The organism is Sediminibacterium salmoneum NBRC 103935 (assembly GCF_000511175.1).
Taxonomy (GTDB): Bacteria; Bacteroidota; Bacteroidia; order Chitinophagales; family Chitinophagaceae; genus Sediminibacterium; species Sediminibacterium salmoneum.
Genome location: NZ_KI866530.1, coordinates 2,830,670 through 2,852,221, shown reverse-complemented (window position 1 = coordinate 2,852,221; position 21,552 = coordinate 2,830,670). Strand labels below are relative to the sequence as shown.

The following is a 21,552-nucleotide window of genomic DNA, read 5'->3' as shown; positions in this document are numbered from 1 at the left end:
TCTGTCAGCAAGAATTATCTTCATGGAATAATTCTTAGCACATGAAACGCTGTTTATCTTATATCTTACCAGCCGGTATACTATGTATCGTATTTGCCTCCTGCAGTAATAAAGCGCCAAAGGAAAGCAGATTCATCCCCAAAGATGCTGCTGTTGTTATCAGTATTGACCCCGGGGCCTTGAAAAATAAACTTCAGAATGGAGGCATAAGTTTAGATAGCATCTGGGCTAAAGGATTCGAAAAAGACTCAACCAGTAAGGAAGACCAACAGAAAATAGCTGATCTTAGAAATGCAGCAGGTATTAACTGGAACGAAAAAATTCACTTCTTTAACTTTTTACAAAAAGAGAATAAGAAAGGAAATGTAATGAACCTGCTCTTTAGTATTTCAGACAGCGCTGCCTTTAAAAAATACATGGAAGGGTTAACCTGGGAAGGCAAAAAGGCAATTGAGAAAAGCAAGGAATTTAATTACCTGAATTTATCGAATGATAATATACTGGCATGGAATGACAAAAATGCCATAGTGATGTTTTATGAAAACAAAATAGTGCCTTACTATGATTCGGTGAATATGCGATTTGTTATTCCTGAGAAAAAAGACAAGAAAAAAGAAGTCCTTGAAGAAATCACCAGACTATTTACACAAAAAGAGTCTGAATCATTGGCATCTGTAAAAGAGTTTAGCCAATTGTTTTCTGAAAAATCAGAAGGCTATTTCTTTGGCGGAACAGGAAGCACACTGAATGCATTGAGCGGCATGCCTTTGCAGTTACCCAAACTGGAAGAGCTGATCAGTAATAATTATACAACAGCAACCCTAAGCTTTGAGGAAGGTAAAATAATTGCCAAATCAATAACACATACCAATCCGTTGTTAAGCAGTATTTTAAAAAAATATGCAGGGCCCACTGTTAATACTTCACTGATTAACCAATATCCTTCTCAGAACATCAATGCCATTATTATGGCATCATTTAACCCGCAGATATTCGGAGGATTGCTGAAAGAACTGGAAGTAGAAAGCCTGCTAAATCAGTTTTTAGCTAAATCAGGAATCAGTTCAGCTGAAATGTATGGTGCCATTAAAGGTGATATCGCAGTTGTTATTTCAGATCTGGGTGTTGGCAGCAACGAACCAGATAAAAGAAAAGATGAACTGGCTATGATAAAGAAGAAACCCATGGGAAAAATGATTCTGAACATTCCTGCCGGCAATAAAGACAATTTCATGAAACTAATGAGTAAAATAGCCGATCAGGGGTTCATTAGAAAAGTTGGCAACGAATACAAATCAGCTGAATTATTCGGGCAGATGGGTATTTACCTGGTTGCCAATGAACAAGGCGTAATTATTGCAAGCGATTCATTAACCTACACTCAATACAAGTTAAATAACAATAAATCCACTATCAACAAAGAAGCCCTGGATTACTTCAAGGGTAAGTCAACAGTCATGTATATAGACATTGCCAATACCCTGAACGGATTCCTGAAAGACAGTAGCAATGGATACAATAATTCCCTGTTAACAGCCAGAAATACCATAAAAGACATCATTGGCACTTCAGAAAATTACAAGGACAATAAAGTAACTTCTGTACTGGAAATCAACATGCAAAACCAAAAGCAAAACAGCCTGGTTACGCTGGTTAGCCTGCTTACCAATATTGCCGTAGATACTAGAGCTATTGCAAAGCGGGAAAAAGAAATGGAAGAAAAAATATTTCCATCCAGTATCCCAACTGTAATCAGAGCTAACTAATGCAATTTGAGTTATCGTCCATAATTCCAAAAGCGATTGCCGACAGACCATCCGTGATGCAATCAGATATTTGGGGGCTGAAAATCAATTTTAGTAAGGGAAAAAACATAAAAATTACCGCCCCCAGTGGTACAGGAAAAACCACTCTTGTGAATATACTGTATGGTTTAAATAAAAACTATACGGGTCAGCTGCTGTACAATCAAAAGGATTTAGCAACTATTACGCCTGCAGAACTTTCTAATTTGCGGCAAATCCACTGGAGTATTGTTTTTCAGGACCTGAAGTTATTTCCGGCCATTACTGCCAGAGAAAATATTGAATTGAAAAGAACCATGCAAAAACCTGTGGTCGCATCTTCTGAAATGGAGCAAATGGCGAAAATGCTGGGCATTGATTCCATCTTAAATCAGCCTGCAGGCATATGCAGCTATGGAGAGCAACAAAGAATTGCAATAGTAAGAGCCCTGATGCAGCCCTTTGATTTTCTGATTCTGGATGAGCCATTCAGCCACCTAGACATCAATAATAAAAAAAAGGCAGCTCAACTTATACAAAGGGAGTGTGAAAAACGAGGAGCGGGCATCATTATCACCGATTTGGACAAGGATGAATATTTTGATTATCAGGAAAACTTAAAACTATAAACTTGTTTAACAGTCTTCTAAAAAAATTAATTCTTAAACAATCGGGTAAAACCAAAATTTGGATTGCCAGGGGCGGGCTGGGCATTGCCATATTTTTATTGCTGACTGCTATTCAGATTCAAAGCAATTATGATTTTCTGTTAAACAACCAAACCAACAAAGACAGCATTGGAGATTTTCTGGTGATTAATAAGATGCTCAATAATGAAACCATTGGCAATACTGAAATTGACAGTTCACTAATTTTAAAACTGAAAGAACAGTCCTTTACGGAATCAATTGGCATTTTAACACCAAGTCGCTTTAAAGCCAGCATACAAAGCATCAGCGACCGGTTTCCCTTTTATACAGACATTTCATTTGAGAGTGTTCCGGATTCATTTATAGACATAAGAAATATTAATTTCAGCTGGAAGCCTGATGCGGATTTTGTTCCGGTAATTGTTCCCAATATGTTTCTGGACATTTACAATTTTCAATTTTCCATTTCTCAGAATTTGCCACAGTTAAGTCCGGAAATTGTGAAAATGATTGTATTTAAAATTACTGTATATGGAAACCGGGGACCTGTTCAATTCAATGCTAAAATTGTAGGTTTCAGCGATCGCATAGCATCCATGCTGGTGCCTACTCAATTCATTGAATGGGGAAATCAATATGCGGATACAAAAGAGTCCAATTCGGTATCAAGGCTGGTCATTAAAACCAAAGACCCGTCAGACCCTTCCATTGCCCGCTTTTTAATGGAAAACCAGCTCAACACAAACAATGAAAAACTACGCTTTAGTAAGTACAGAAAAATAATAGACACAGTGGTAAGTATTGCCGGATTTACCGGCTTGATTATGCTGGCATTTTCCCTTCTTATATTTACCCTTTTTATTCAACTGAATATTGCCAACAGTAAAGAAGAAATCGGGCTTCTAATTATCCTTGGTGCTTCCCCAAATCAATTATCCAGGTTCTTATTCCGTCATTTTTTCCCAGGCAACCTCATCAGCATTTTGGCAGGAATATTCCTGGTAAGCCTGCTTCAATTTTTACTTCAGCAGCTGCTTCAGACTCAGGCAATACTAATTCCAGCCTTTATCTCTAATACAACCCTGATTTCTGGTATTGTTTTAATTGCTTTACTATGGTACATAACCGTAAAAACAATTAAGAAATATATCTATTGGTAAGTATTTAATATTTCCCTGACCATCTCCAAAGAAAGGGGCTTCGTAATATAATCTACCACCATTGGAAATTCACGTGCTTTGTCTCTGTCGTAAGTATCTATGGAAGAAGAAAGCACAATTACTTTTGAACTCACCGAATAGCGCTGATAATTCAAGAGAAAATCCCAGCCACTGCTGAAAGGGAAATTTACATCGAGTAGAATTAAGAAATCACCTGAATTATCGTTGATTTGTAAAAAGGCTTCAGCGGTAGAAATGGTATCAAAAACCAATACTTCCATATTGGGATCAACCATCTCAATGATGCGTTTATTAATGATATTGGTGAACGCATCATCATCAATTAAAATAACTTTTTTATACTGTTGATTCCGTTTGTAGAAATTAAAATATCCATCGGTTTGATTAAAGGAAAGCTTATGGTTGATTTTGAAAATGGTACTATTGATAACCTGAATAGATTTTCTTGCAGCACTAATCATTTCGTTTCTTTCTTTCAGATTAATCTCAGGATTATCAAGCATTTGAACGATCGACTGAATTTTAGCATATTCATGTCTCAATTCATGTGAAGTAATAAACGACAACTCACGAAATGTTTTATCACTCTTCTTTTGCTGATGTTCAAACCATAAAATATCCGACATATCTGTCATGATTCCTGATATGCATTCAACATTATTCTCCATGATTAATTTACCGCAGCGAACATTGTAAACTTTGTTGGTATGTTGCTTACTTACAAAGCGGATATTTTCTCCCTCCGGATTAAAAATAATAGGATCCGAAGAGGTAAGTAATTTTTCCAGAAGATGCCTGTCATCTTCATAGGCCAATTGGAATAATTGTTCAAAAGAAATAGCATTGACACCACTCAATTGGTCGCTGAATAAAAGTTCGAAATGGCTATTGTAAAATAAAAATTCACGCTTTTGCTGATTGGCTATAAAAAGGGCATTCTGGGAAATACTAAAGAAAGATTTCAAAGCCTCAAGTGCACAGCCCGGTTGTCCGTTTAATAAAATACTATTATCCATAAAGTCAGCAAAAAAGGACCTGAATGTTGTGGTAAGCCCTTTCAGGCTGTAAAGGTTATTTGCTTTGGATTAATATACTGTGGTACATATATATATATACATAACGTGATTTCACCCTATTTTTTGTAGTGGTAAATTTATAACATTGATTTTTAGTTAATTATACTTATTTTTTTATTTATATTCAAATTTGCTTGATTGTTTGCGTCTGATTATGGACTAATTTACATTCACAATCCATGCAAACAATAAAATCGCTAATTATGAAAAACCTTATTTCAAAACACTTACTGGCTCTGGGAGTAATTGCATCGCTAAGTTTTACGGCTTGTCAAAAAGCGGAAACAGAATCCAATTTGATGCAATCAAACAACGCTGACAATGAAACGAATATGGTGGGTTCAGCAGCCGCAGGAATTTCAATCAATGGTCTGATTACAGAAAATGCCGCTGAAGCTATGCAGAATGCTTATAAATCCAAATTTGGTGCATTAACCAAGACTGAATATGTTGAGTTTGATGTTAACGAAATGGAGAAATTTATCAAACAGCTAAAAAATAAATACAAGTCTGATAAATTCAGGGTTTATTTTGGCGTGTATGATGATAAAACTACAACCAACCCTAATTATATCGGAAGAACTACTGTTTTCTTCCTGGGCAATAACAAAAAGGCTAAGAATGGCAATATCAGAAGCCAGAATACAGAAGACGGTACTCCTGGAGAAGGATCCAACTACCTGAATCATGGAACTATTTGGCCTTAATTGAACTTATTTTCTTAAGTTAGCTTATAAACTAATCCAAAAGGATGTTAACTAATGTATACCTGCTGGTGCAAGCCAGCAGTTTTTTAGTTTGTATACTGTTATACAAAACTTTAAGAAAAACACACTTTAAATACTTTTTACCGTTTTTGTTTATAACACTTTCGGTAGAACTAACTGGCTATTGGTTAATTACCCAAGGCATACGCAACTACACCCTATTTAATGTATTCACTACTTTTGAATTCATATTTTACGCATTTCTTTTTTCAAAGCACCTGAAAACAACGGTATTTAAGAAATTGACAATTGGCTTTATGCCATTCTATGCTGTTATGGTTTTTCTGAATCTGCAGTATGTTCAGGGCTACAATAACTTTCATACCTACACATTTTTACTTGGGTCTTTTTTTGTAGTACTTTTCTGTTGTTTATTTTTTTACGAATCGGTACTACCAGAACACCTTGACCATCCTTTGGCCAAACAGCCCTTTTTCTGGGTATGTACAGGACTACTTTTATTCTACATGGGCTCTGTTATTATCAATGCACTTTTTGAATACCTGAGAAGCTACGATTTACAACAGGAAGGCAAAAAGATTTACGGCTTGATTAACCAGAGTTTAAATGTAGTTTTATATTCATCCTTTATATACGCATTCATCTTATGCCGGAAAACCAAGAAGACATTCTCGTCACAATAATTATCTCTTCTGTATTCTTCGTTTTATTGGCTGTTTTCCTGCTGGTTTTGCTGTATTTATTTTTAAGAAAACAAAGGCAAAATCAGCGTGAAAAAGAGGAGATGAAAAATCAGTTTGAGCAGACCATTATCAGATCCCAGCTGGAAATTCAGAATCAGACGCTTACTTATATTGGATCAGAAATTCATGATAATCTGGTACAGATTATCTATTTATCCATGCTAAGAATTGCGAATCTAAAAAAGGAAATTGATGAAAAAGACAAGGATGAAATTTACAATTTGCTTAAAAAAGTGTGGCACGACTTAAGAAGCATAAGTCATAGTCTTATTAATACCAATTTTCACCAGGTAGGATTTATTGAATCACTGGAACATTTATTCCATAACATTGAAAAAACAGGAAAGTATAAAACTAAATTACATATTGATGAGGATGTAAACATAGATATGCTTGATAAAAGTGTAGACATCATCTTATTCAGGATGATTCAGGAAATTATCAACAACACTTTGAAGCATGCAGCCTGTGATACCATTGAAATTACCCTTAAGAACCTGAACAGTCAACTGAATATTGAAATAAAGGACAATGGAATCGGGTTTGATGTTAATAAAGTGAGAGAATCCAGTGAAGGAGTAGGCATTAACAATATAATCAGCAGAGCAAAATTAATTAATGCAACCGTATCTTTCAATAGCATTATTAATGAGGGTACAACCGTAAATATTTTACTTAAAGCCAAAGCAGCATGAAAACAACCGTAGCATTAGTAGATGATCATGAATTACTTAGATCAGGATTGGTTGGCATCATTAATTCATTAGGAGATTTTGAAGTAATATTTGAAGCAGGAAATGGATTGGAGTTTATAAAAAAAGTAGACCGGAACAATCCGCCCGATATTGTTTTATTAGATATCACCATGCCTGAAATGGATGGATATGAAACGGCTGCCTGGATTAGAAAAACCCTCCCATCAATAAAAATACTTGTGCTAAGCATGTTATCTAACGACATGGCAATTATCCGAATGCTTAGGAATGGCGTAAAGGGATATATTATTAAAGACAGTAAACCTCATGTATTTAAAGAGGCTATGGAATCTATCCAGAGAAATGAATTTTATGTAAACGAATTGGTAAGAGACAAGCTAATCAACTATGTTTCAAATGAGGAAGAAGACGGTAAGCAAATGCAGTCTTTACTTAACATAACAGAGCAGGAAGCTCATTTTCTGGAATTACTTTGTGCAGATAAGTCGTACAAAGAAATTGCCGATGAAATGTGTGTAAGTGTAAGGACCATTGACAATTACAGAGACAATCTTTTTAAGAAACTGGAAATCAAAACAAGGGTGGGACTGGTACTATTTGCTATTAAACAGGGCATTGCCAATATTCACGAATAAGCTCTCCAATGATGTGCAGAATTGCCAATATAATCATAGCATTGCTGTTATTGGTGGGTAATATCACAGCACAAAAAGCACCAGTACCTATTGGTCAGTGGAGAGAACACTTAAATTACCAAAATACATTTCAGGTAGTAAAAGGAGATAAAATATATGCAGCAACAGAAGCTGCTCTATTCTCCGTTGATACGGATTCGGAAATAAGCCGTTATACTAAAATAAACAGACTTTCTGACATTGGTGTTCAGCAAATAGGATGGGACGAAACCCATCAGCAATTGATTGTTGCATATAAAAACAGCAACCTTGATTTTTTAAAGAATGATCTTACTAAGAACCTAAGTGACATACAAAAAAGCAGTATCGCAGGAGACAAAAGAATCAATGCCATTTACTGTTCTGACGGTAATGCCTTTTTATCAACTGGTCTGGGAATCATTGTTGTGAACACCATTAAATATGAAATCAGGGATACCTGGATAATTGGCAATAACGGCAACCAGGTAAATATTAATGCATTCTGTCAAGACAATCAACGCTATTATGCAGCTACCGCTGAAGGCTTAAAAAGTATTGCCAGAAACAATACCAATCCGGCCAATTTCCGGAACTGGAATACAGTGTTTACACCCTATACTGGCAACCTGAGTTTTGTGGGCCTTTTAAATAATCAGCTTGTCATTACTCAAAGAGACAGGGTATTTATACAGGAAAACAACCAGTGGAAATTGCTTTTTCAGGAATCTGGATGGAATATTCTCAACACCACTATTTCTGAAAATCAAATTAGCATTTGCCTGCGAACTATTTCGGGCAATTCAAAAGTAGTATTCCTGAATAAAGAAGGCAATATTCAGAAATCCATTGCAGAACCCGGTGTTATTTCATTTCCAGGGAGCGCTATTCTTTCGGATGGAAAAGCATGGGTTGCTGATCAGTTTGGCGGACTCTCCTCCTTTGGCATCACTGGCGGCAACACAGAAAGTTTTATTCCCAATGGACCCAATGGCATTCCTTCAGGAGATATTCATATTTCTAATGGCAGGTTCCTGCAAGGAACAGGGGCGGTAAATAATGCGTGGAATTATCTTTATAAAAGAGAGGGCTATATTGAGTTTACAGATGGGATATGGAAAAACACTGGCTCCATCAATACGCCGGCGCTGGACACAGTATTAGACATCATTACCATCACCAGTAACCCAATAGATGAAACAATTTGGGCAGGCAGTTATGGAGGAGGCCTGATTCAAAAAAAAGACAATCAGTTACAGATTTTTAAACAGAATAGTTCACTTGAAGCAGCCGTTGGGGATCCGGGTAATTATCGCGTAAGTGGCCTTGTACTGGATAATCAGCAAAATTTATGGATCAGTAATTACGGAGCCCCAAAGCCCTTAAAACTTTTGTCTAAAAACAACGAATGGGCAGGCTTCTCACCTCCAGTCACGCTTTTGGAAAATGCATTGGCTCAGATTATTTCTGATGATGAAAACAAGCAGCTATGGATACAGAGTCCGAAAGGAAACGGCTTACTCGTATATCAGTATGGAAACAATATTCTATCAGCTGCAGATGATCGCTGGAAACTTTTTAAACAGGGTGCCGGAAATGGAAATTTACCCTCAAACAATGTGTTGAGTCTGTCAAAAGACAGGGATAATACCATATGGATTGGCACGGATGATGGAATTGGTATTATACAATGTACAGACAATCCATTCAGTAGCTGTGATGCCATATTGCCTATCATTCAACAGGATCAATTTGCGGGTTTTCTGTTTAAAGGACAACAGGTACAAAGCATTGCTGTTGACGGGGCTAACAGAAAATGGATAGGCACCCAAAACGGCGCATGGCTAATTAGCCCGGATGGGAAAAATATTGTTCATCATTTTACCGTTTCGAACAGTCCTTTACTAAGTAATGATGTAAAAAAATTAGCATTGATCCGCAAACAGGCGAAGTTTATTTTGCCACTTTCAATGGATTGTGCAGCTACCGGTCAACTGCAACTACTGCATCACAAGAATTCGAAAATGTACTGGTTTTTCCCAATCCCGTACCGCCTCAATACAATGGACAAATTGCCATTAGAGGACTAACTGAAAATGCAATCGTAAAAATTACTGAATTGAATGGCCGCCTGGTTCACCAAACCAGAAGCCTGGGTGGACAAGCCGTTTGGAATGGCCTTGACTATAACGGAAAAAAGATTGCATCGGGTATTTATCTTGTATTGGTAAGAGACGATAAGGGAAGGGAAAATATAGCCACTAAAATTATTATAACAAGCGGCAGATAATTTTAACCATTATATGGATAAACTGGAATCAGATCGTTTATTAATCAGACCCATCAGTATTATTGATGCAGCTTTCATGCTGCAGCTTATGAATACACCAGGCTGGATTGGATTTATTGGAGACAGAAACGTAAAAGACAGAACGGCAGCCAGCAACTATATTCTAACCAGAATCATTCCCAGTTATCATAGCAATGGATTCGGATTGTATTTAGTTCTTTTAAAAAGCAAAAACATCCCAATTGGCATCTGCGGACTGGTAAAGCGGGAGGGGCTCGATCATCCCGACCTTGGATTTGCTGTTATGCCTGAATATGAAAGGCAAGGATACATAACTGAAGCAAGTAAAAAAATATTGGAATTTGCTGAGAAGCAATTACAGCTACCAACAATTTATGGTATCACCACTCAATCGAATATTGCCGCCATTAGAGTACTCGAAAAACAGGGGTTAAGTTTTCAACAAACAGTCCAACTCCCTCAGAACAAAAATGAATTTCTATTATATGCTAAGGCCTTGCATAAGGAAGACGTTGCACCATAGTTGCATGGGCATATCCATCCAGGCCCAATGATAACATGGATCCGGCCTGCTCCAGATTAATAAATCCATCTGCTTCCACAAGCGTTTCACTTAAGAAAACAGCCTGCAATGCACCAATTACAAAAAAAGTCTGGTTATGTGCAATCGGTACAATTTCAACCAGCTTAAGATGATATTTTACCGGAGACTCCTGAACAAAGGGAGCAATGATACCTTCTTCATATGATGCATGTAATCCAACCGTTTCAAACTCATTTATCTCTGGCGCATATTTGGCACTATACTGATGCGCTTTTGTAAAAAATGCTTCTGTAATATGATTCACTGTGTAGTGCCCGGTATCACTGATATTCTGAATGGTATCCGGTGCTGCTGCAAGCGGTCGGTTGATATAGCCAATTAAAGCAGGATCAGCACCAAGATGTACAACACTACTAACCACAGATAAATTAGGTACTCCCTCTTTGCTTACCGTTCCTACCAAACTTACCGGTTTAAATCCCGTAAGACAATTGATAAAATTGGCACGATAAAACCGCTCCCAGTTTTTAATTTCATCTAATGAATAATATCGCATGCTATATATAATGCCTGAGACATTGAATTGTTGACTAATCCTTGTCTGCTTTTTGTATAGGCTTATAAAATGCGGCTCGCTTGGGTCCGGGGAATGGAATATCATCCCCTTTTAGTCCATGCCATAAAACTTTATTGAATTCAAGATCGGGCACATCGTCTTCCTTGGCCAGGCTGAATGCTTCAGAGCGACGTTGCCATTCGTTTTTTGCGGTATTTCTTTCTTTCAAATCTATTTTGGGCAGTATAGATGTAAAGGGTGTAAGATCGGGAGTAGAAGTAAAACAGCGCCACATAGGTGTAGCTGCTGCATCATACTGACTCATTGGAGGCATGCCTAAAATTAACTCCATCGTCCTGAGTGCAGAAGAAGTACTATACATGGTATGATCCACATATCCTCTTTTTACAAAACCACCTGCAACAAATGCAATGCTTCTGTGTGCATCCACATGGTCTGCTCCATTCTGTGCATCGTCTTCCACAATGAATATTGCAGTCTCTTTCCAGATAGAACTCTTGCTCAGGTATTCAACAAAAAGCCCTACTGCATAATCATTGTCGGCCACATGCGCATAAGGAGTGGGTCTGCCCAGTTTTAAACCTTCTGTATGATCATTGGAAAAACGGATAGAATTAAACTGAGGAACTTTGTTAATGGCAATTAAAGAATCAAAATCTCTCTTCCACTGAGCATAACGCGTGGTATCCATTACCGAATTATTATAGCCCGTAAAATATTTGCAGAAATTGCCCTCCAGCACCGGAATATTCGCCTTGTAATTATCTACAAATTCACCGTAACTTCTAAAACTAACACCGGCACGCTTGGCGTGATCCCAGAAAAATCCTCCTTTGTTATTGGCTACTTTTCTGTTCCCTTCCCCATCGTAACTGCCACCTCTTCCTCCATAACTACTTACCCAGCTTTTCTCCAGAAAATCTGAGGCATAAGCACCCATTGTCCAATTATGCCCATCCATGCTTACTTCTCCATCCACGTAAAAGTTGTCGAGTAACACAAAATTTCTGGCAAGAGCATGCTGGTTAGGGGTAATATTTTCACCAAAGAGGGTAAGTCTTGGATCGCCGTTGCCTTCCTTCATATCCCCCAACACCTGGTCATAGGTTCTGTTTTCCTTAATTACGTAGAATACATATTTGATAGGGCTTTTATCTCCTACTTTTCTGGGAATGGGATTGCCTGCTTCTCCCTGTGCCAGTTTTTCTTTCACTTTGTTGTAAGGTGTATTCTGATAAACAACCTGCGAATACACACTCATTTGTTTTGCGGTTGGTATATTTAAAATACTCATGGTACCCATGAACAATCCACCTATATACTCCACTTCTTTCGGTTTATTCGGATCCCCTTCGTGATGCAAAACAATTTGCTTGTTAGCGAAAGGATTGGGACCATACACATTGGCTTTAGATGAAAATCCTTTTCCATTGGTAACAAAAATTTTATTGCCAACAACTTTCACATTGGTCGGATACCAGCCAACAGGTATAAAGCCCTTGCTCTTGCTGGATATAGGTACAGATACATCATATACAGCCAGACAGTTATTATCTGCATTGGCCACAAACAGTGTTTTTTCGTCTTTACTTAAAGCCAGCCCATTGGTAGTAGACCCGTTAGGTGCATCAGGATACAAAGCCACGTTTAATACTTCCACTACTTTCAATTCCTTTGTATTAATTACAGAAACGGAATTGTCATTGGCATTGGCCACGTATAAAACTGTGCCTTTTTTATTCAGGACAATTTCATTGGGATTATCTCCTACAGATACAGATGCAGTGATTTTTCTTTCTGATGTATTGAACTGATACACTTTATCGCATCCCCAGCAACTGATATAAAGGAAACGATTATCCGGTGATAAAACGCAGGTATAAGCTTCCCCTTCCAGTGCTTGCTTGAACAGAATTTTTTTGGTTTGTAAATCAACAATGTAAAGTTGATTGTCTTCTCTGGTTACTATGTACATCCATTGCTTGGTATGATCAATGACTATACCGGCCGGACTGATTTTGTTGGGCCATTTTTTTCCGAGAACAATAGAATCAACCAGATTCAGCTTTTTATTTTCAATGGAAAAAATGTCAATGCGGTTATTATGTCCGCCGGAAGCATATAACTTTTTCTCATCACTGCTGAAAGCCAATCCGTACCAGCTTCTTTCTATAATTTTTGAATCGAGAATTTTCTCTGTTACAGGATCTATTAATTGAATGCTCTGTGTTCCTTGTCCGTTATTGGTAACTGCCATTAACTGTTGAGATTGGCTCACTACCATATTCAAAGGCAGGTCTCCCAATGGCAAACTCCTTCCTACTGGTGTTAAGCCCCAGCCATTGGGCAGGGTTACTTTTTTTGCCAATAGTTGCTGAACCGTCTGTGCAAAGGAGACCTGAGTAGAAAAAAGGGCTAAACCCAAAAAGAGTAATCTGAACATAGTGCAATCTTTAGTCGGCTAAAGGTACACTTCTGTTTAAAAGAAAAAGCGGCTTATCAATTATTTAATACACAAGCTACTGCTTGGCAAACTCATAACTTCTTACTGGCTTAAAAGTCTGCATCCCCCTTTCGCCAGGAAACACTTTGTATTGAATTTGCCGGTACATACCGGTTCGTACAGCGCCAACCGTGTCTGCAGTGAAAACAGGAAACCTTCGCATCAGTGTTCCCTCCATCAACATGAAAGTATCAAAGCCCTTATATCCGGTTCTTAACTTGGGATCGTCTACTATATCAGGAAAAACAATAGCAGCGAATGACTCATTTTTTACAGAAGATACGCCAACCACAGTTCCTTTTTCATCATTCCCGTTCAGGTATACATATATAACCAAATCCGGAAACAAATCTCCGTTTAAATCATCTACTTCGGCCTTCCGGATTCTCCCCTTTACCTCAAAGCTTACGTCCCTGGAGCCACTGCTGAACCCGATAGGGCTAACCGTAACATAGTTTTTATCGTCGTTCTTATTGTTGCAAACCAATTTGAAACCAACATTACCCAATTTCATGATGGTATCAATTTTCCTTTGCTGTGCATTCAGATTGGTCAACACAAAGAAAACCATCAGTAAACCAAAGCTCAATTTTTTCATCATGATTCAATTTACATATTTCTGCGATATTGACCACCAACCTGGTATAAGGCATTGGTAATTTCTCCAAGAGAACAGTATTTCACGGTTTCCATCAATTCTTCAAATAAATTACCATTGTTGATTGCAACCTGTTGTAACTGTAAAAGGGCGGCCTTGCTTTTTCCTTCATTCCTATGCTTAAAGGCTTTCAGATTCTGAATCTGCTGCTCTTTCTCTTCGGTAGTACTTCTGATTACTTCTCCGGGTAAAACAGTGGGACTACCTTTTTTATTCAAGAAGGTATTCACACCTATCAATGGCAATTCACCTATATGCTTTTTGGTTTCATAATAAAGGCTTTCCTCCTGAATCTTATTCCGTTGATACATTCTTTCCATGGCACCCAGAACACCCCCTCTTTCAGAAATTCTTTCAAATTCAATCAGTACTGCTTCTTCTACCAGGTCGGTTAATTCTTCAATGGCAAAACTACCCTGAATAAAGTTCTCCGTATTGGCTGTCCCCAGTTCTCTGTTAATAATTAACTGTATGGCCATTGCCCTTCTTACACTCTCTTCTGTTGGGGTAGTAATGGCCTCATCATACGCGTTTGTATGCAAACTATTACAGTTATCATAAATAGCATATAAAGCCTGCAGAGTGGTTCTGATATCATTAAAATCTATCTCCTGTGCATGAAGGCTTCTTCCGCTGGTTTGAATATGGTACTTCAGTTTTTGAGAACGATCATTTCCCTTGTACTTCTGTTTCATGGCTTTGGCCCAGATTCTTCTGGCAACCCTTCCAATCACACTGTATTCAGGATCCATACCATTACTAAAGAAGAAAGATAGATTCGGTGCAAAATCATCAATATGCATGCCGCGGCTCAGGTAATATTCAACAAAAGTGAATCCATTTGCCAATGTAAATGCCAGTTGTGTAATTGGGTTAGCACCGGCTTCTGCAATATGGTAGCCGCTGATACTTACACTATAAAAATTACGAACTTTCTGATCTATAAAAAATGCCTGTACATCACCCATGAGTTTTAGGGCAAACTCAGTAGAAAAAATACAGGTGTTCTGCGCCTGATCTTCTTTTAAAATATCTGCCTGAACCGTTCCTCTCACTTGTGATAGTGCTTCTGCTCTCAATTTTGCATAAACATCTGCTGGTAAAACCTCATCACCACTTACACCCAACAAGCCAATTCCTAACCCATTATTACCTTCCGGCAAACGCTCGGGCAAAGAAGGATTGTAATAAACCGGTCTAGGCATTTTATTAAACTTAGCGGCAATAATGGCATTTACTTCTTCCCACTTATTATTCGCCGTAATCCATTTTTCGCAAAGCTGATCTATAGCCGCATTCATAAAGAAAGCTAGCACAATAGGAGCAGGACCATTAATGGTCATACTCACCGATGTTTTGGGATCGCAGAGATCAAACCCACTATACAATTTTTTAGCATCATCCACGGTAGCAATGCTCACCCCGCTGTTACCCACTTTTCCGTAAATATCTGGTCTTAAATCAGGATCTTCTCCATACAAGGTAACACTGTCAAAAGCGGTAGATAAACGTATGGCTGGCTGACCCAATGAAACATAGTGAAAACGCTTATTGGTTCTTTCCGGACCACCTTCACCGGCAAACATTCGGGTCGGGTCTTCACCCTGTCTTTTCAGTTCAAATACACCAGCTGTGTATGGAAACTGACCAGGAATATTTTCCTGCAACTGCCATCTTAAAATATCACCCCAGTCTTTGTACCTTGGTAAAATTACTTTTGGAATACGGGTGCCGCTTAATGATTGAGTGGTTAAAGACTGACGAATGGTTTTATCTCTAACTGTATATTCAAAATAATCAGCCTGGTATTTTTTTACCAGTTCCGGCCAGCTTTCAATCATTTGTTTACAATCCGGATGCAGGGATTGCACAAAACTATTGGCAATATTTTGCAACTCCACAGTTGAAGCTGCATTGGCTGGTAATGATTGAATAGTTCCATGCACCTGGTACCACTTGGAAGCAATTACACATTGTTCATTCGCCCATTCATTATAACTGCGATTCGCATCTGCAATTTCAGCAAGGTATCTCACCCGCTTTGCAGGAATAATCTGAGCACGGGTAGTAGTCTCTTTTAGTCCGGTATGAATGGCAGAGTCATTGGTAAAGTGTACACCACATTTATCCTGAATGGCCTGCATAATTTTTCCAAAGAGCTGATTAATGCCACTGTCGTTAAACTGAGCAGCAATGGTTCCTACAACCGGAAGATCCTCATCTGCAGCTGACCATAATTCATGATTACGCTTGTATTGTTTTCTAACATCATGCAATGCATCCAGCGCACCTGCCTTATCAAATTTATTGATGCAGATTAAATCTGCATAATCAAGCATATTAATTTTTTCCAACTGGGAAGCAGCCCCATATTCCGGCGTCATCACATACAAACTCACATCACAGAATTCAAGAATGGAAGCATCACTCTGTCCTACACCGGCAGACTCCAGAATCACCATATCAAACCCTACCATTTTGCAGATATTGATTGCTTCCTGAACATGGGCACTGAGAGCCGTATTGTCATCGCGGGTAGCCAGGCTTCGCATATAGGCACGATTGTGTGCAATGGCATTCATTCTGATTCTGTCTCCTAACAAAGCACCACCGGTTTTTTTCTTGGAAGGATCAACTGAAATAACGGCAATGGTTTTATCGGTATAATTATTCAGGTACCTTCTTACAATTTCATCGGTAACAGAGCTTTTACCGGCACCACCCGTTCCGGTGATTCCCAGTACCGGCACAGATCCTGTATCAAGCGCCATTTCTGCAGCATCAATGGTTCCCAGATTTTCCGCAATAGTAATTTTACGTGCAATGCTTCGGATATCTTTTGCTTCACCCAGATTCATTGAGCTACTGGTATTGGCAGGTTGATCCAATGCAAAATCACACTGTGTTAAAACATCTTCAATCATTCCTTCCAGTCCCATTTTTCTTCCATCATCCGGACTGTAAATTCGGGTGATTCCATATTGATGCAACTCTCTTATTTCTTCCGGCAGAATAGTTCCACCTCCACCACCAAATATTTTGATATGACCGCAGCCATTCTGATCCAGTAAATCTTTCATGTATTTAAAAAACTCCACATGCCCTCCCTGGTAACTGGTAATGGCAATTCCCTGCACATCTTCTTCAATAGCACATTCTACAATTTCTGCCACACTTCTATTATGCCCCAGGTGAATAATTTCCGCCCCTTTCGATTGCAGAATTCTTCGCATGATATTAATAGCAGCATCGTGCCCATCAAATAAACTCGCGGCAGTAACAATCCTAACTTTATTCTGTAAAACAAAAGCCATAGCTGTTCTTTTAAATTGGCGCAAAAATACTGCAATAATGCAAGGGGTGAACAGTTGTTAGTTTTTTTATTGCAAGAAAAAGGATCAATTTGGATTATCTTGACAGCAAAGAAAAAATATGCGTTTTTCAGCTACTGTTTCAGACCATTTATCAGCACCGATTATTCAACTTGCCGATAACCAGAACCAATGTAGGGCAGAAATCTATGCTTTTGGCAGCATTTTAAATCATTTCAGCATTCCGGTAAAAGGGGAATCCTTTAATTGTATTGATGGATTTGAATCGCCTCAACAGGCAGCCCGCGAAATAACGGCGGCCTTTAAAAGTGCTAAAATCAGCCCTTTCGTATGCCGATTGCATAAAGGGACTTATACATTTAATCAGGATAGTTATACCATACAGAAAAACTATCTGAACGAACATGCCCTTCATGGTTTATTGTACGATGCTTCATTTGTCATTGACAAAATTCAGGCTACTGAAACAGAAGCGCAATTAACGTTAAGCTATCACTACACTGGAACAGATGCAGGCTATCCTTTTCCCTTTGATATGCAAATTACCTGGACACTTGCTGAAAATAATCAGCTTACTGTTACCACTCAGGTGCAGCATCAAAACCAAGTTGCCATCCCCTATGCAGATGGATGGCATCCCTATTTTAAACTGGGCAGCAAAGTAGATGAATACTTACTTCAATTTAACAGTGATATCCAGCTGGAATTCGATGAAACCCTTATTCCAACAGGGAAACAGCTTGCAGACAAACGTTTTCTAAAGCCTGCATTACTGGAAGGAATTTTTCTTGACAACTCATTTTTATTAAAAGAAAACGGAACCTGTACACTCAGCTATGGCGCATTGAAATTAACAGTAAGTCCCGATCCCTCATACCCCATACTGCAAGTATATACCCCACCGCACAGAAACAGCATAGCCATTGAAAATTTATCAGGTGCACCGGATAATTTCAATAATCAGATAGGCTTATTGCATTTAGTACCGAACGAGTGGCACGCATTTACAACCCGATATCAGCTTACCGGTTTATAGGTCAACAACGGCCGTCATGGAAATTTCCACATTCACCCCTCTGGGCAAACCTTTCACAGCAACGGTTTCCCTGGCAGGATAATCGCCTTTAAAATAAGAGCCGTATACTTCGTTTACCTCTGCAAACAAAGACATATCACTCAGGAAGATGGTTGTTTTAACTACATGCTCAAAGGATAGTCTGGCTTCTTTCAGTACCGCTTCAATATTCTTCATTACCTGGTGTGTTTCTGCTGCAAGGCTTTCCTGCACCAGTTCTCCGGTTGCCGGATTAAACGCAACTTGCCCGCTTAAAAAAACAAATCCATTGGCTTTAATGGCTTGATTGTAGGGTCCAATTGGAGCTGGAGCCTGACTGGTTTTAATCACTTGCTTTGGCATATAAATCATTTGAACCGGCAAATTGGTGTTTTTTAATCAACCTGCCAACCTAAATTTGCTGACCAATTAAGCGTATGCATATTTTAATTCACGGAACTCCGGAACAGGTTGCAGTATTAACTAATAAAATAGATACTTCAATTCATCAGGTATCTGTATTTAAAAAAGATGAATTACTTATTCCGGAAGCAGACTTGTATATGGATGCCCTTTTTGAAGACGAGGGTCCGGTTTTTAAAGAGATTGAAAACAAGCCGGTTCTGGTAAACGCAGTTATAACCACTTCCGTACAATTGGCAGCAAATACAATAAGATTCAATGGATGGGGCGGCTTCATAGGTCAGGAAAAAATGGAAATTGCAGGCAACGAAAACAATATTCAACTGGCTGCAAAACAACTAGCAGATGCAGGCATTGAAACCGTAATTTCTGCAGACACCTGTGGTATGATAGGCCCCAGAGTCGTTGCTATGATTATCAACGAAGCCTATTTTGCCCTTGCCGAAAATATCAGTTCCAGAGAGGAAATAGATATAGCCATGAAATCTGGCACCAACTATCCTTATGGTCCTTTTGAGTGGTGCGAAATAATTGGCATAGAAAAAATAAAGAACCTTCTTCACCACTTAAGATTAGAGAATACCCGTTATGAAATTGCACCTGCATTAATTAAAAACTAGCACATGGCATTACTGTTACATATTGATACAGCTACCACCTATGCAGGAGTGTGCATCAGCGAAAACGGAAAAATACTGGCAGAGCGCTCACATGCGGCGCAGAAAGACCACGCCAGTTTTTTGCAGCCGGCAATTGAAGCAATATTTTCAGAAACCGGATACAGCCTTCATCAGATAGAGGCAGTGGCAGTAACAGGAGGACCAGGAAGTTATACCGGAATTCGGGTAGGCCTGGCATCTGCAAAAGGCATTTGTTTTGCGCTGAATAAACCACTAATCATCATCAATACGCTCGCAGTTATTGCCAATGCAGCTAAAGCCAATCTTGCACCTGAAGACCAGGAAAAAGAACAGGTTTTTTATCCCATGATTGATGCCAGAAGAATGGAAGTTTTTGCTGCAAAGTATAGCCCGGAGCTATTGGCCCTCACTGAACCCAGCCCGATTATCCTGGAACAGGCGTTTTTAGACGAAATAAATTGTCATTCTAAAGTAATATTTTGCGGAGACGGAGCTTCCAAACTCCAATCGTTTATCCTACCAAAAAACTATACTATTTCAAATTCGCAACACACTGTAAATCATATGGTTGCAATTGCAGAGAAGGAATTTGCGGCTAAAAATTTCGCTGATTTGGCCTATTCTGAGCCCATTTATGTTAAGGATTTTTACCAGCCTGTCAAATCAAACTTCAACACTACAGCAAACTAATGAATACAACTACATTGTATAGATTACAAATTGACTAACTTTGTATTTGTCATTTACCCCCAATATTACAAAAAACATGAATCCAACAATTCAATCCATCCTATTGACAAATGGAGAGGAGCCTGTTAAGGTTGACTTCCTGCAGGCAAAGAAGGCATCTTTGATCCTTCGCTCCATTAATCACAAGCTACGACAGCAAATCATCAAACTGTTAGACGACCACAAAAAGATGACTGTTACCGAGCTTTATGTTAAACTCCGCCTAGAGCAATCCGTTGCTTCCCAGCATTTAGCCATTTTAAGAAGGGCAGGAATTGTGAGTACTACCCGAGAAGGGAAATTCATTTATTACTCCGTTAATTACACAAGACTGAACGACGTAGTGGCTTTTGTGAAAGCATTGGTAGATTAATTACCTTTGCCGAAAATCACTGCATGTTTATTAAGCAATTATACACTGGTTGTATCAGCGAAGCTGCGTACTATATTGAAAGCAATGGAGTAGCGGCAATAATTGATCCACTAAGGGACATTGAGCAATACATTGAACTGGCTAACGAAAGAAAAGCCAGTATCCGGTATATTTTTGAAACACATTTTCATGCAGATTTTGTGAGCGGTCATATTGACCTTGCTGCTGCAACTGGTGCTACTATTGTATATGGTCCCAATACGGTTACCAATTATCCGGTTCATGTAGCTAAGGATAAGGAGGTTTTTAAACTGGGCAACCTTAGCATTGAGGTATTGCATACGCCAGGTCATACGCTGGAGAGTAGTTGTTATTTATTGAAAGACGAAGCGGGTAAAGACGTAGCAGTATTTACCGGAGATACCCTGTTTGTGGGTGATGTAGGCAGACCCGATTTAGCACAGAAAGCCAATGAAATTACAATGGAAGACCTTGCGGGTATGTTATATGATAGTCTGCATGCTAAATTAATGCCATTGGCAGATGAGGTTGTGGTATATCCGGCACATGGTGCAGGCAGCAGTTGTGGTAAAAGTTTAGGAGCAGAAACCCATAGTACCATTGGTATTCAGAAAGCAACTAACTATGCTTTACAGGCAGAAAGTAAAGAGGCTTTTATAAAAGCAGTTACAGAGGGATTGGGAACACCTCCTCCTTATTTCCCCATCAACGCCAGCATTAACCGCGAAGGCTATAGCAGCCTGGACTCCTTACTGGATAAAGGACTACAACCCTTAACCGTTGCGGAATTTAAAGCACAGATAAACGACAATACCCTTATACTAGTCGTGGGAGGCAAGGCACACAGGGGATAGG

The 21,552-nt window shown here is 38.8% G+C and carries 20 protein-coding genes; 14 read left to right on the top strand and 6 right to left on the bottom strand.

Going from position 1 to position 21,552, the window contains the following annotated elements; all coding sequences use genetic code 11:
- Positions 1–41: 41 nt before the first annotated feature.
- Genes P767_RS0113290 through P767_RS0113280 form a run of 3 tightly spaced genes read left to right on the top strand, consistent with a single transcriptional unit; the run spans position 42 to position 3,594 of the window.
- Positions 42–1,766 (top strand): DUF4836 family protein, encoded by a 1,725-nt coding sequence (locus P767_RS0113290; protein ID WP_026764911.1) that lies wholly within the window; start codon positions 42–44, stop codon positions 1,764–1,766.
- Positions 1,766–2,413, top strand: a complete 648-nt coding sequence (locus P767_RS0113285; protein WP_026764910.1) for an ATP-binding cassette domain-containing protein — start codon at positions 1,766–1,768, stop codon at positions 2,411–2,413. The genes P767_RS0113290 and P767_RS0113285 overlap by 1 nt, the downstream gene beginning before the upstream one ends.
- Before the next feature lie 2 nt (positions 2,414–2,415).
- Positions 2,416–3,594 carry an FtsX-like permease family protein gene (locus tag P767_RS0113280; RefSeq protein ID WP_026764909.1) on the top strand — a complete coding sequence of 393 codons (1,179 nt, stop codon included), beginning with the start codon at positions 2,416–2,418 and terminating at the stop codon, positions 3,592–3,594.
- Here the strand turns inward: P767_RS0113280 and P767_RS18200 are convergent.
- Positions 3,585–4,631: a response regulator gene (locus P767_RS18200; protein WP_051417358.1), complete on the bottom strand. Its 1,047-nt coding sequence runs from the start codon at positions 4,629–4,631 to the stop codon at positions 3,585–3,587. The two genes, P767_RS0113280 and P767_RS18200, sit on opposite strands and share 10 nt — an antisense overlap.
- A 263-nt stretch (positions 4,632–4,894) precedes the next feature.
- Here P767_RS18200 and P767_RS0113270 point away from each other — a divergent pair, with 263 nt between their 5' ends.
- The 7 genes from P767_RS0113270 (at position 4,895) to P767_RS0113240 (ending at position 10,365) form a co-directional block, all read left to right on the top strand.
- Positions 4,895–5,398, top strand: coding sequence for a hypothetical protein (locus P767_RS0113270; protein WP_026764907.1), 504 nt, complete (start codon positions 4,895–4,897; stop codon positions 5,396–5,398).
- Between the two features lie 44 nt (positions 5,399–5,442).
- Complete coding sequence (locus tag P767_RS0113265) at positions 5,443–6,102, top strand: hypothetical protein (RefSeq protein ID WP_026764906.1); 660 nt, start codon at positions 5,443–5,445, stop codon at positions 6,100–6,102.
- A 101-nt stretch (positions 6,103–6,203) separates the two neighbouring features.
- Positions 6,204–6,857 (top strand): sensor histidine kinase, encoded by a 654-nt coding sequence (locus P767_RS0113260; RefSeq protein ID WP_172637549.1) that lies wholly within the window; start codon positions 6,204–6,206, stop codon positions 6,855–6,857.
- Complete coding sequence (locus tag P767_RS0113255) at positions 6,854–7,513, top strand: response regulator transcription factor (RefSeq protein WP_026764904.1); 660 nt, start codon at positions 6,854–6,856, stop codon at positions 7,511–7,513. The genes P767_RS0113260 and P767_RS0113255 overlap by 4 nt, the downstream gene beginning before the upstream one ends.
- Positions 7,514–7,521: 8 nt before the next feature.
- Positions 7,522–9,621, top strand: a complete 2,100-nt coding sequence (porZ, locus tag P767_RS0113250) for a type IX secretion system anionic LPS delivery protein PorZ (RefSeq protein WP_037351858.1) — start codon at positions 7,522–7,524, stop codon at positions 9,619–9,621.
- Complete coding sequence (locus tag P767_RS18020; protein ID WP_071840094.1) at positions 9,507–9,821, top strand: T9SS type A sorting domain-containing protein; 315 nt, start codon at positions 9,507–9,509, stop codon at positions 9,819–9,821. Before porZ ends, P767_RS18020 begins: the two co-directional genes overlap by 115 nt.
- A gap of 13 nt (positions 9,822–9,834) precedes the next feature.
- Positions 9,835–10,365 carry a GNAT family N-acetyltransferase gene (locus tag P767_RS0113240; protein WP_026764902.1) on the top strand — a complete coding sequence of 177 codons (531 nt, stop codon included), beginning with the start codon at positions 9,835–9,837 and terminating at the stop codon, positions 10,363–10,365.
- Here the strand turns inward: P767_RS0113240 and P767_RS0113235 are convergent.
- From P767_RS0113235 to P767_RS0113220, 4 genes are all read right to left on the bottom strand, one after another.
- On the bottom strand, positions 10,331–10,942 hold the full coding sequence (locus P767_RS0113235; protein WP_026764901.1) for a flavin reductase family protein: 612 nt from the start codon (positions 10,940–10,942) through the stop codon (positions 10,331–10,333). The genes P767_RS0113240 and P767_RS0113235 overlap by 35 nt on opposite strands.
- A 34-nt stretch (positions 10,943–10,976) precedes the next feature.
- On the bottom strand, positions 10,977–13,406 hold the full coding sequence (locus P767_RS0113230) for a bifunctional YncE family protein/alkaline phosphatase family protein (protein ID WP_026764900.1): 2,430 nt from the start codon (positions 13,404–13,406) through the stop codon (positions 10,977–10,979).
- A 76-nt stretch (positions 13,407–13,482) separates the two neighbouring features.
- Positions 13,483–14,067: a hypothetical protein gene (locus P767_RS0113225; protein WP_026764899.1), complete on the bottom strand. Its 585-nt coding sequence runs from the start codon at positions 14,065–14,067 to the stop codon at positions 13,483–13,485.
- 8 nt (positions 14,068–14,075) lie between these two features.
- Positions 14,076–17,438: a methylmalonyl-CoA mutase family protein gene (locus tag P767_RS0113220; RefSeq protein ID WP_026764898.1), complete on the bottom strand. Its 3,363-nt coding sequence runs from the start codon at positions 17,436–17,438 to the stop codon at positions 14,076–14,078.
- 118 nt (positions 17,439–17,556) lie between these two features.
- On the opposite strand from P767_RS0113220, the gene P767_RS0113215 reads away from it, so the two are divergent.
- A complete protein-coding gene (locus P767_RS0113215) occupies positions 17,557–18,492 on the top strand; it encodes an aldose 1-epimerase (protein ID WP_051417357.1) in 936 nt (311 codons plus the stop codon).
- Here the strand turns inward: P767_RS0113215 and P767_RS0113210 are convergent.
- Positions 18,487–18,873, bottom strand: a complete 387-nt coding sequence (locus P767_RS0113210; protein WP_037351855.1) for a RidA family protein — start codon at positions 18,871–18,873, stop codon at positions 18,487–18,489. The genes P767_RS0113215 and P767_RS0113210 overlap by 6 nt on opposite strands.
- A 74-nt stretch (positions 18,874–18,947) precedes the next feature.
- On the opposite strand from P767_RS0113210, the gene P767_RS17770 reads away from it, so the two are divergent.
- The 3 genes from P767_RS17770 (at position 18,948) to P767_RS0113195 (ending at position 20,676) form a co-directional block, all read left to right on the top strand.
- Complete coding sequence (locus P767_RS17770) at positions 18,948–19,553, top strand: 3-hydroxyacyl-CoA dehydrogenase family protein (protein WP_051417356.1); 606 nt, start codon at positions 18,948–18,950, stop codon at positions 19,551–19,553.
- A 3-nt stretch (positions 19,554–19,556) separates the two neighbouring features.
- Complete coding sequence (gene tsaB / locus P767_RS0113200; RefSeq protein ID WP_026764895.1) at positions 19,557–20,264, top strand: tRNA (adenosine(37)-N6)-threonylcarbamoyltransferase complex dimerization subunit type 1 TsaB; 708 nt, start codon at positions 19,557–19,559, stop codon at positions 20,262–20,264.
- 76 nt (positions 20,265–20,340) lie between these two features.
- Complete coding sequence (locus P767_RS0113195) at positions 20,341–20,676, top strand: ArsR/SmtB family transcription factor (RefSeq protein WP_026764894.1); 336 nt, start codon at positions 20,341–20,343, stop codon at positions 20,674–20,676.
- The last annotated feature ends 876 nt before the right edge of the window (positions 20,677–21,552 follow it).

What these genes read in the sequence shown, in the direction of transcription:
- P767_RS0113285 (WP_026764910.1), top strand. Translation starts at nt 1,766, where the DNA reads ATGCAATTTGAGTTATCGTCCATAATTCCAAAAGCGATTGCCGACAGA.
- P767_RS0113195 (WP_026764894.1), top strand. Translation starts at nt 20,341, where the DNA reads ATGAATCCAACAATTCAATCCATCCTATTGACAAATGGAGAGGAGCCT.
- P767_RS0113265 (WP_026764906.1), top strand. Translation starts at nt 5,443, where the DNA reads ATGTTAACTAATGTATACCTGCTGGTGCAAGCCAGCAGTTTTTTAGTT.
- P767_RS0113235 (WP_026764901.1), bottom strand. Translation starts at nt 10,942, where the DNA reads ATGCGATATTATTCATTAGATGAAATTAAAAACTGGGAGCGGTTTTAT.
- P767_RS0113255 (WP_026764904.1), top strand. Translation starts at nt 6,854, where the DNA reads ATGAAAACAACCGTAGCATTAGTAGATGATCATGAATTACTTAGATCA.
- P767_RS0113230 (WP_026764900.1), bottom strand. Translation starts at nt 13,406, where the DNA reads ATGTTCAGATTACTCTTTTTGGGTTTAGCCCTTTTTTCTACTCAGGTC.
- tsaB (WP_026764895.1), top strand. Translation starts at nt 19,557, where the DNA reads ATGGCATTACTGTTACATATTGATACAGCTACCACCTATGCAGGAGTG.
- P767_RS0113210 (WP_037351855.1), bottom strand. Translation starts at nt 18,873, where the DNA reads ATGCCAAAGCAAGTGATTAAAACCAGTCAGGCTCCAGCTCCAATTGGA.
- P767_RS0113260 (WP_172637549.1), top strand. Translation starts at nt 6,204, where the DNA reads ATGAAAAATCAGTTTGAGCAGACCATTATCAGATCCCAGCTGGAAATT.
- P767_RS0113225 (WP_026764899.1), bottom strand. Translation starts at nt 14,067, where the DNA reads ATGATGAAAAAATTGAGCTTTGGTTTACTGATGGTTTTCTTTGTGTTG.
- P767_RS0113240 (WP_026764902.1), top strand. Translation starts at nt 9,835, where the DNA reads ATGGATAAACTGGAATCAGATCGTTTATTAATCAGACCCATCAGTATT.
- P767_RS0113270 (WP_026764907.1), top strand. Translation starts at nt 4,895, where the DNA reads ATGAAAAACCTTATTTCAAAACACTTACTGGCTCTGGGAGTAATTGCA.
- P767_RS18200 (WP_051417358.1), bottom strand. Translation starts at nt 4,631, where the DNA reads ATGGATAATAGTATTTTATTAAACGGACAACCGGGCTGTGCACTTGAG.
- P767_RS0113220 (WP_026764898.1), bottom strand. Translation starts at nt 17,438, where the DNA reads ATGGCTTTTGTTTTACAGAATAAAGTTAGGATTGTTACTGCCGCGAGT.
- P767_RS0113290 (WP_026764911.1), top strand. Translation starts at nt 42, where the DNA reads ATGAAACGCTGTTTATCTTATATCTTACCAGCCGGTATACTATGTATC.
- porZ (WP_037351858.1), top strand. Translation starts at nt 7,522, where the DNA reads ATGATGTGCAGAATTGCCAATATAATCATAGCATTGCTGTTATTGGTG.
- P767_RS0113215 (WP_051417357.1), top strand. Translation starts at nt 17,557, where the DNA reads ATGCGTTTTTCAGCTACTGTTTCAGACCATTTATCAGCACCGATTATT.
- P767_RS17770 (WP_051417356.1), top strand. Translation starts at nt 18,948, where the DNA reads ATGCATATTTTAATTCACGGAACTCCGGAACAGGTTGCAGTATTAACT.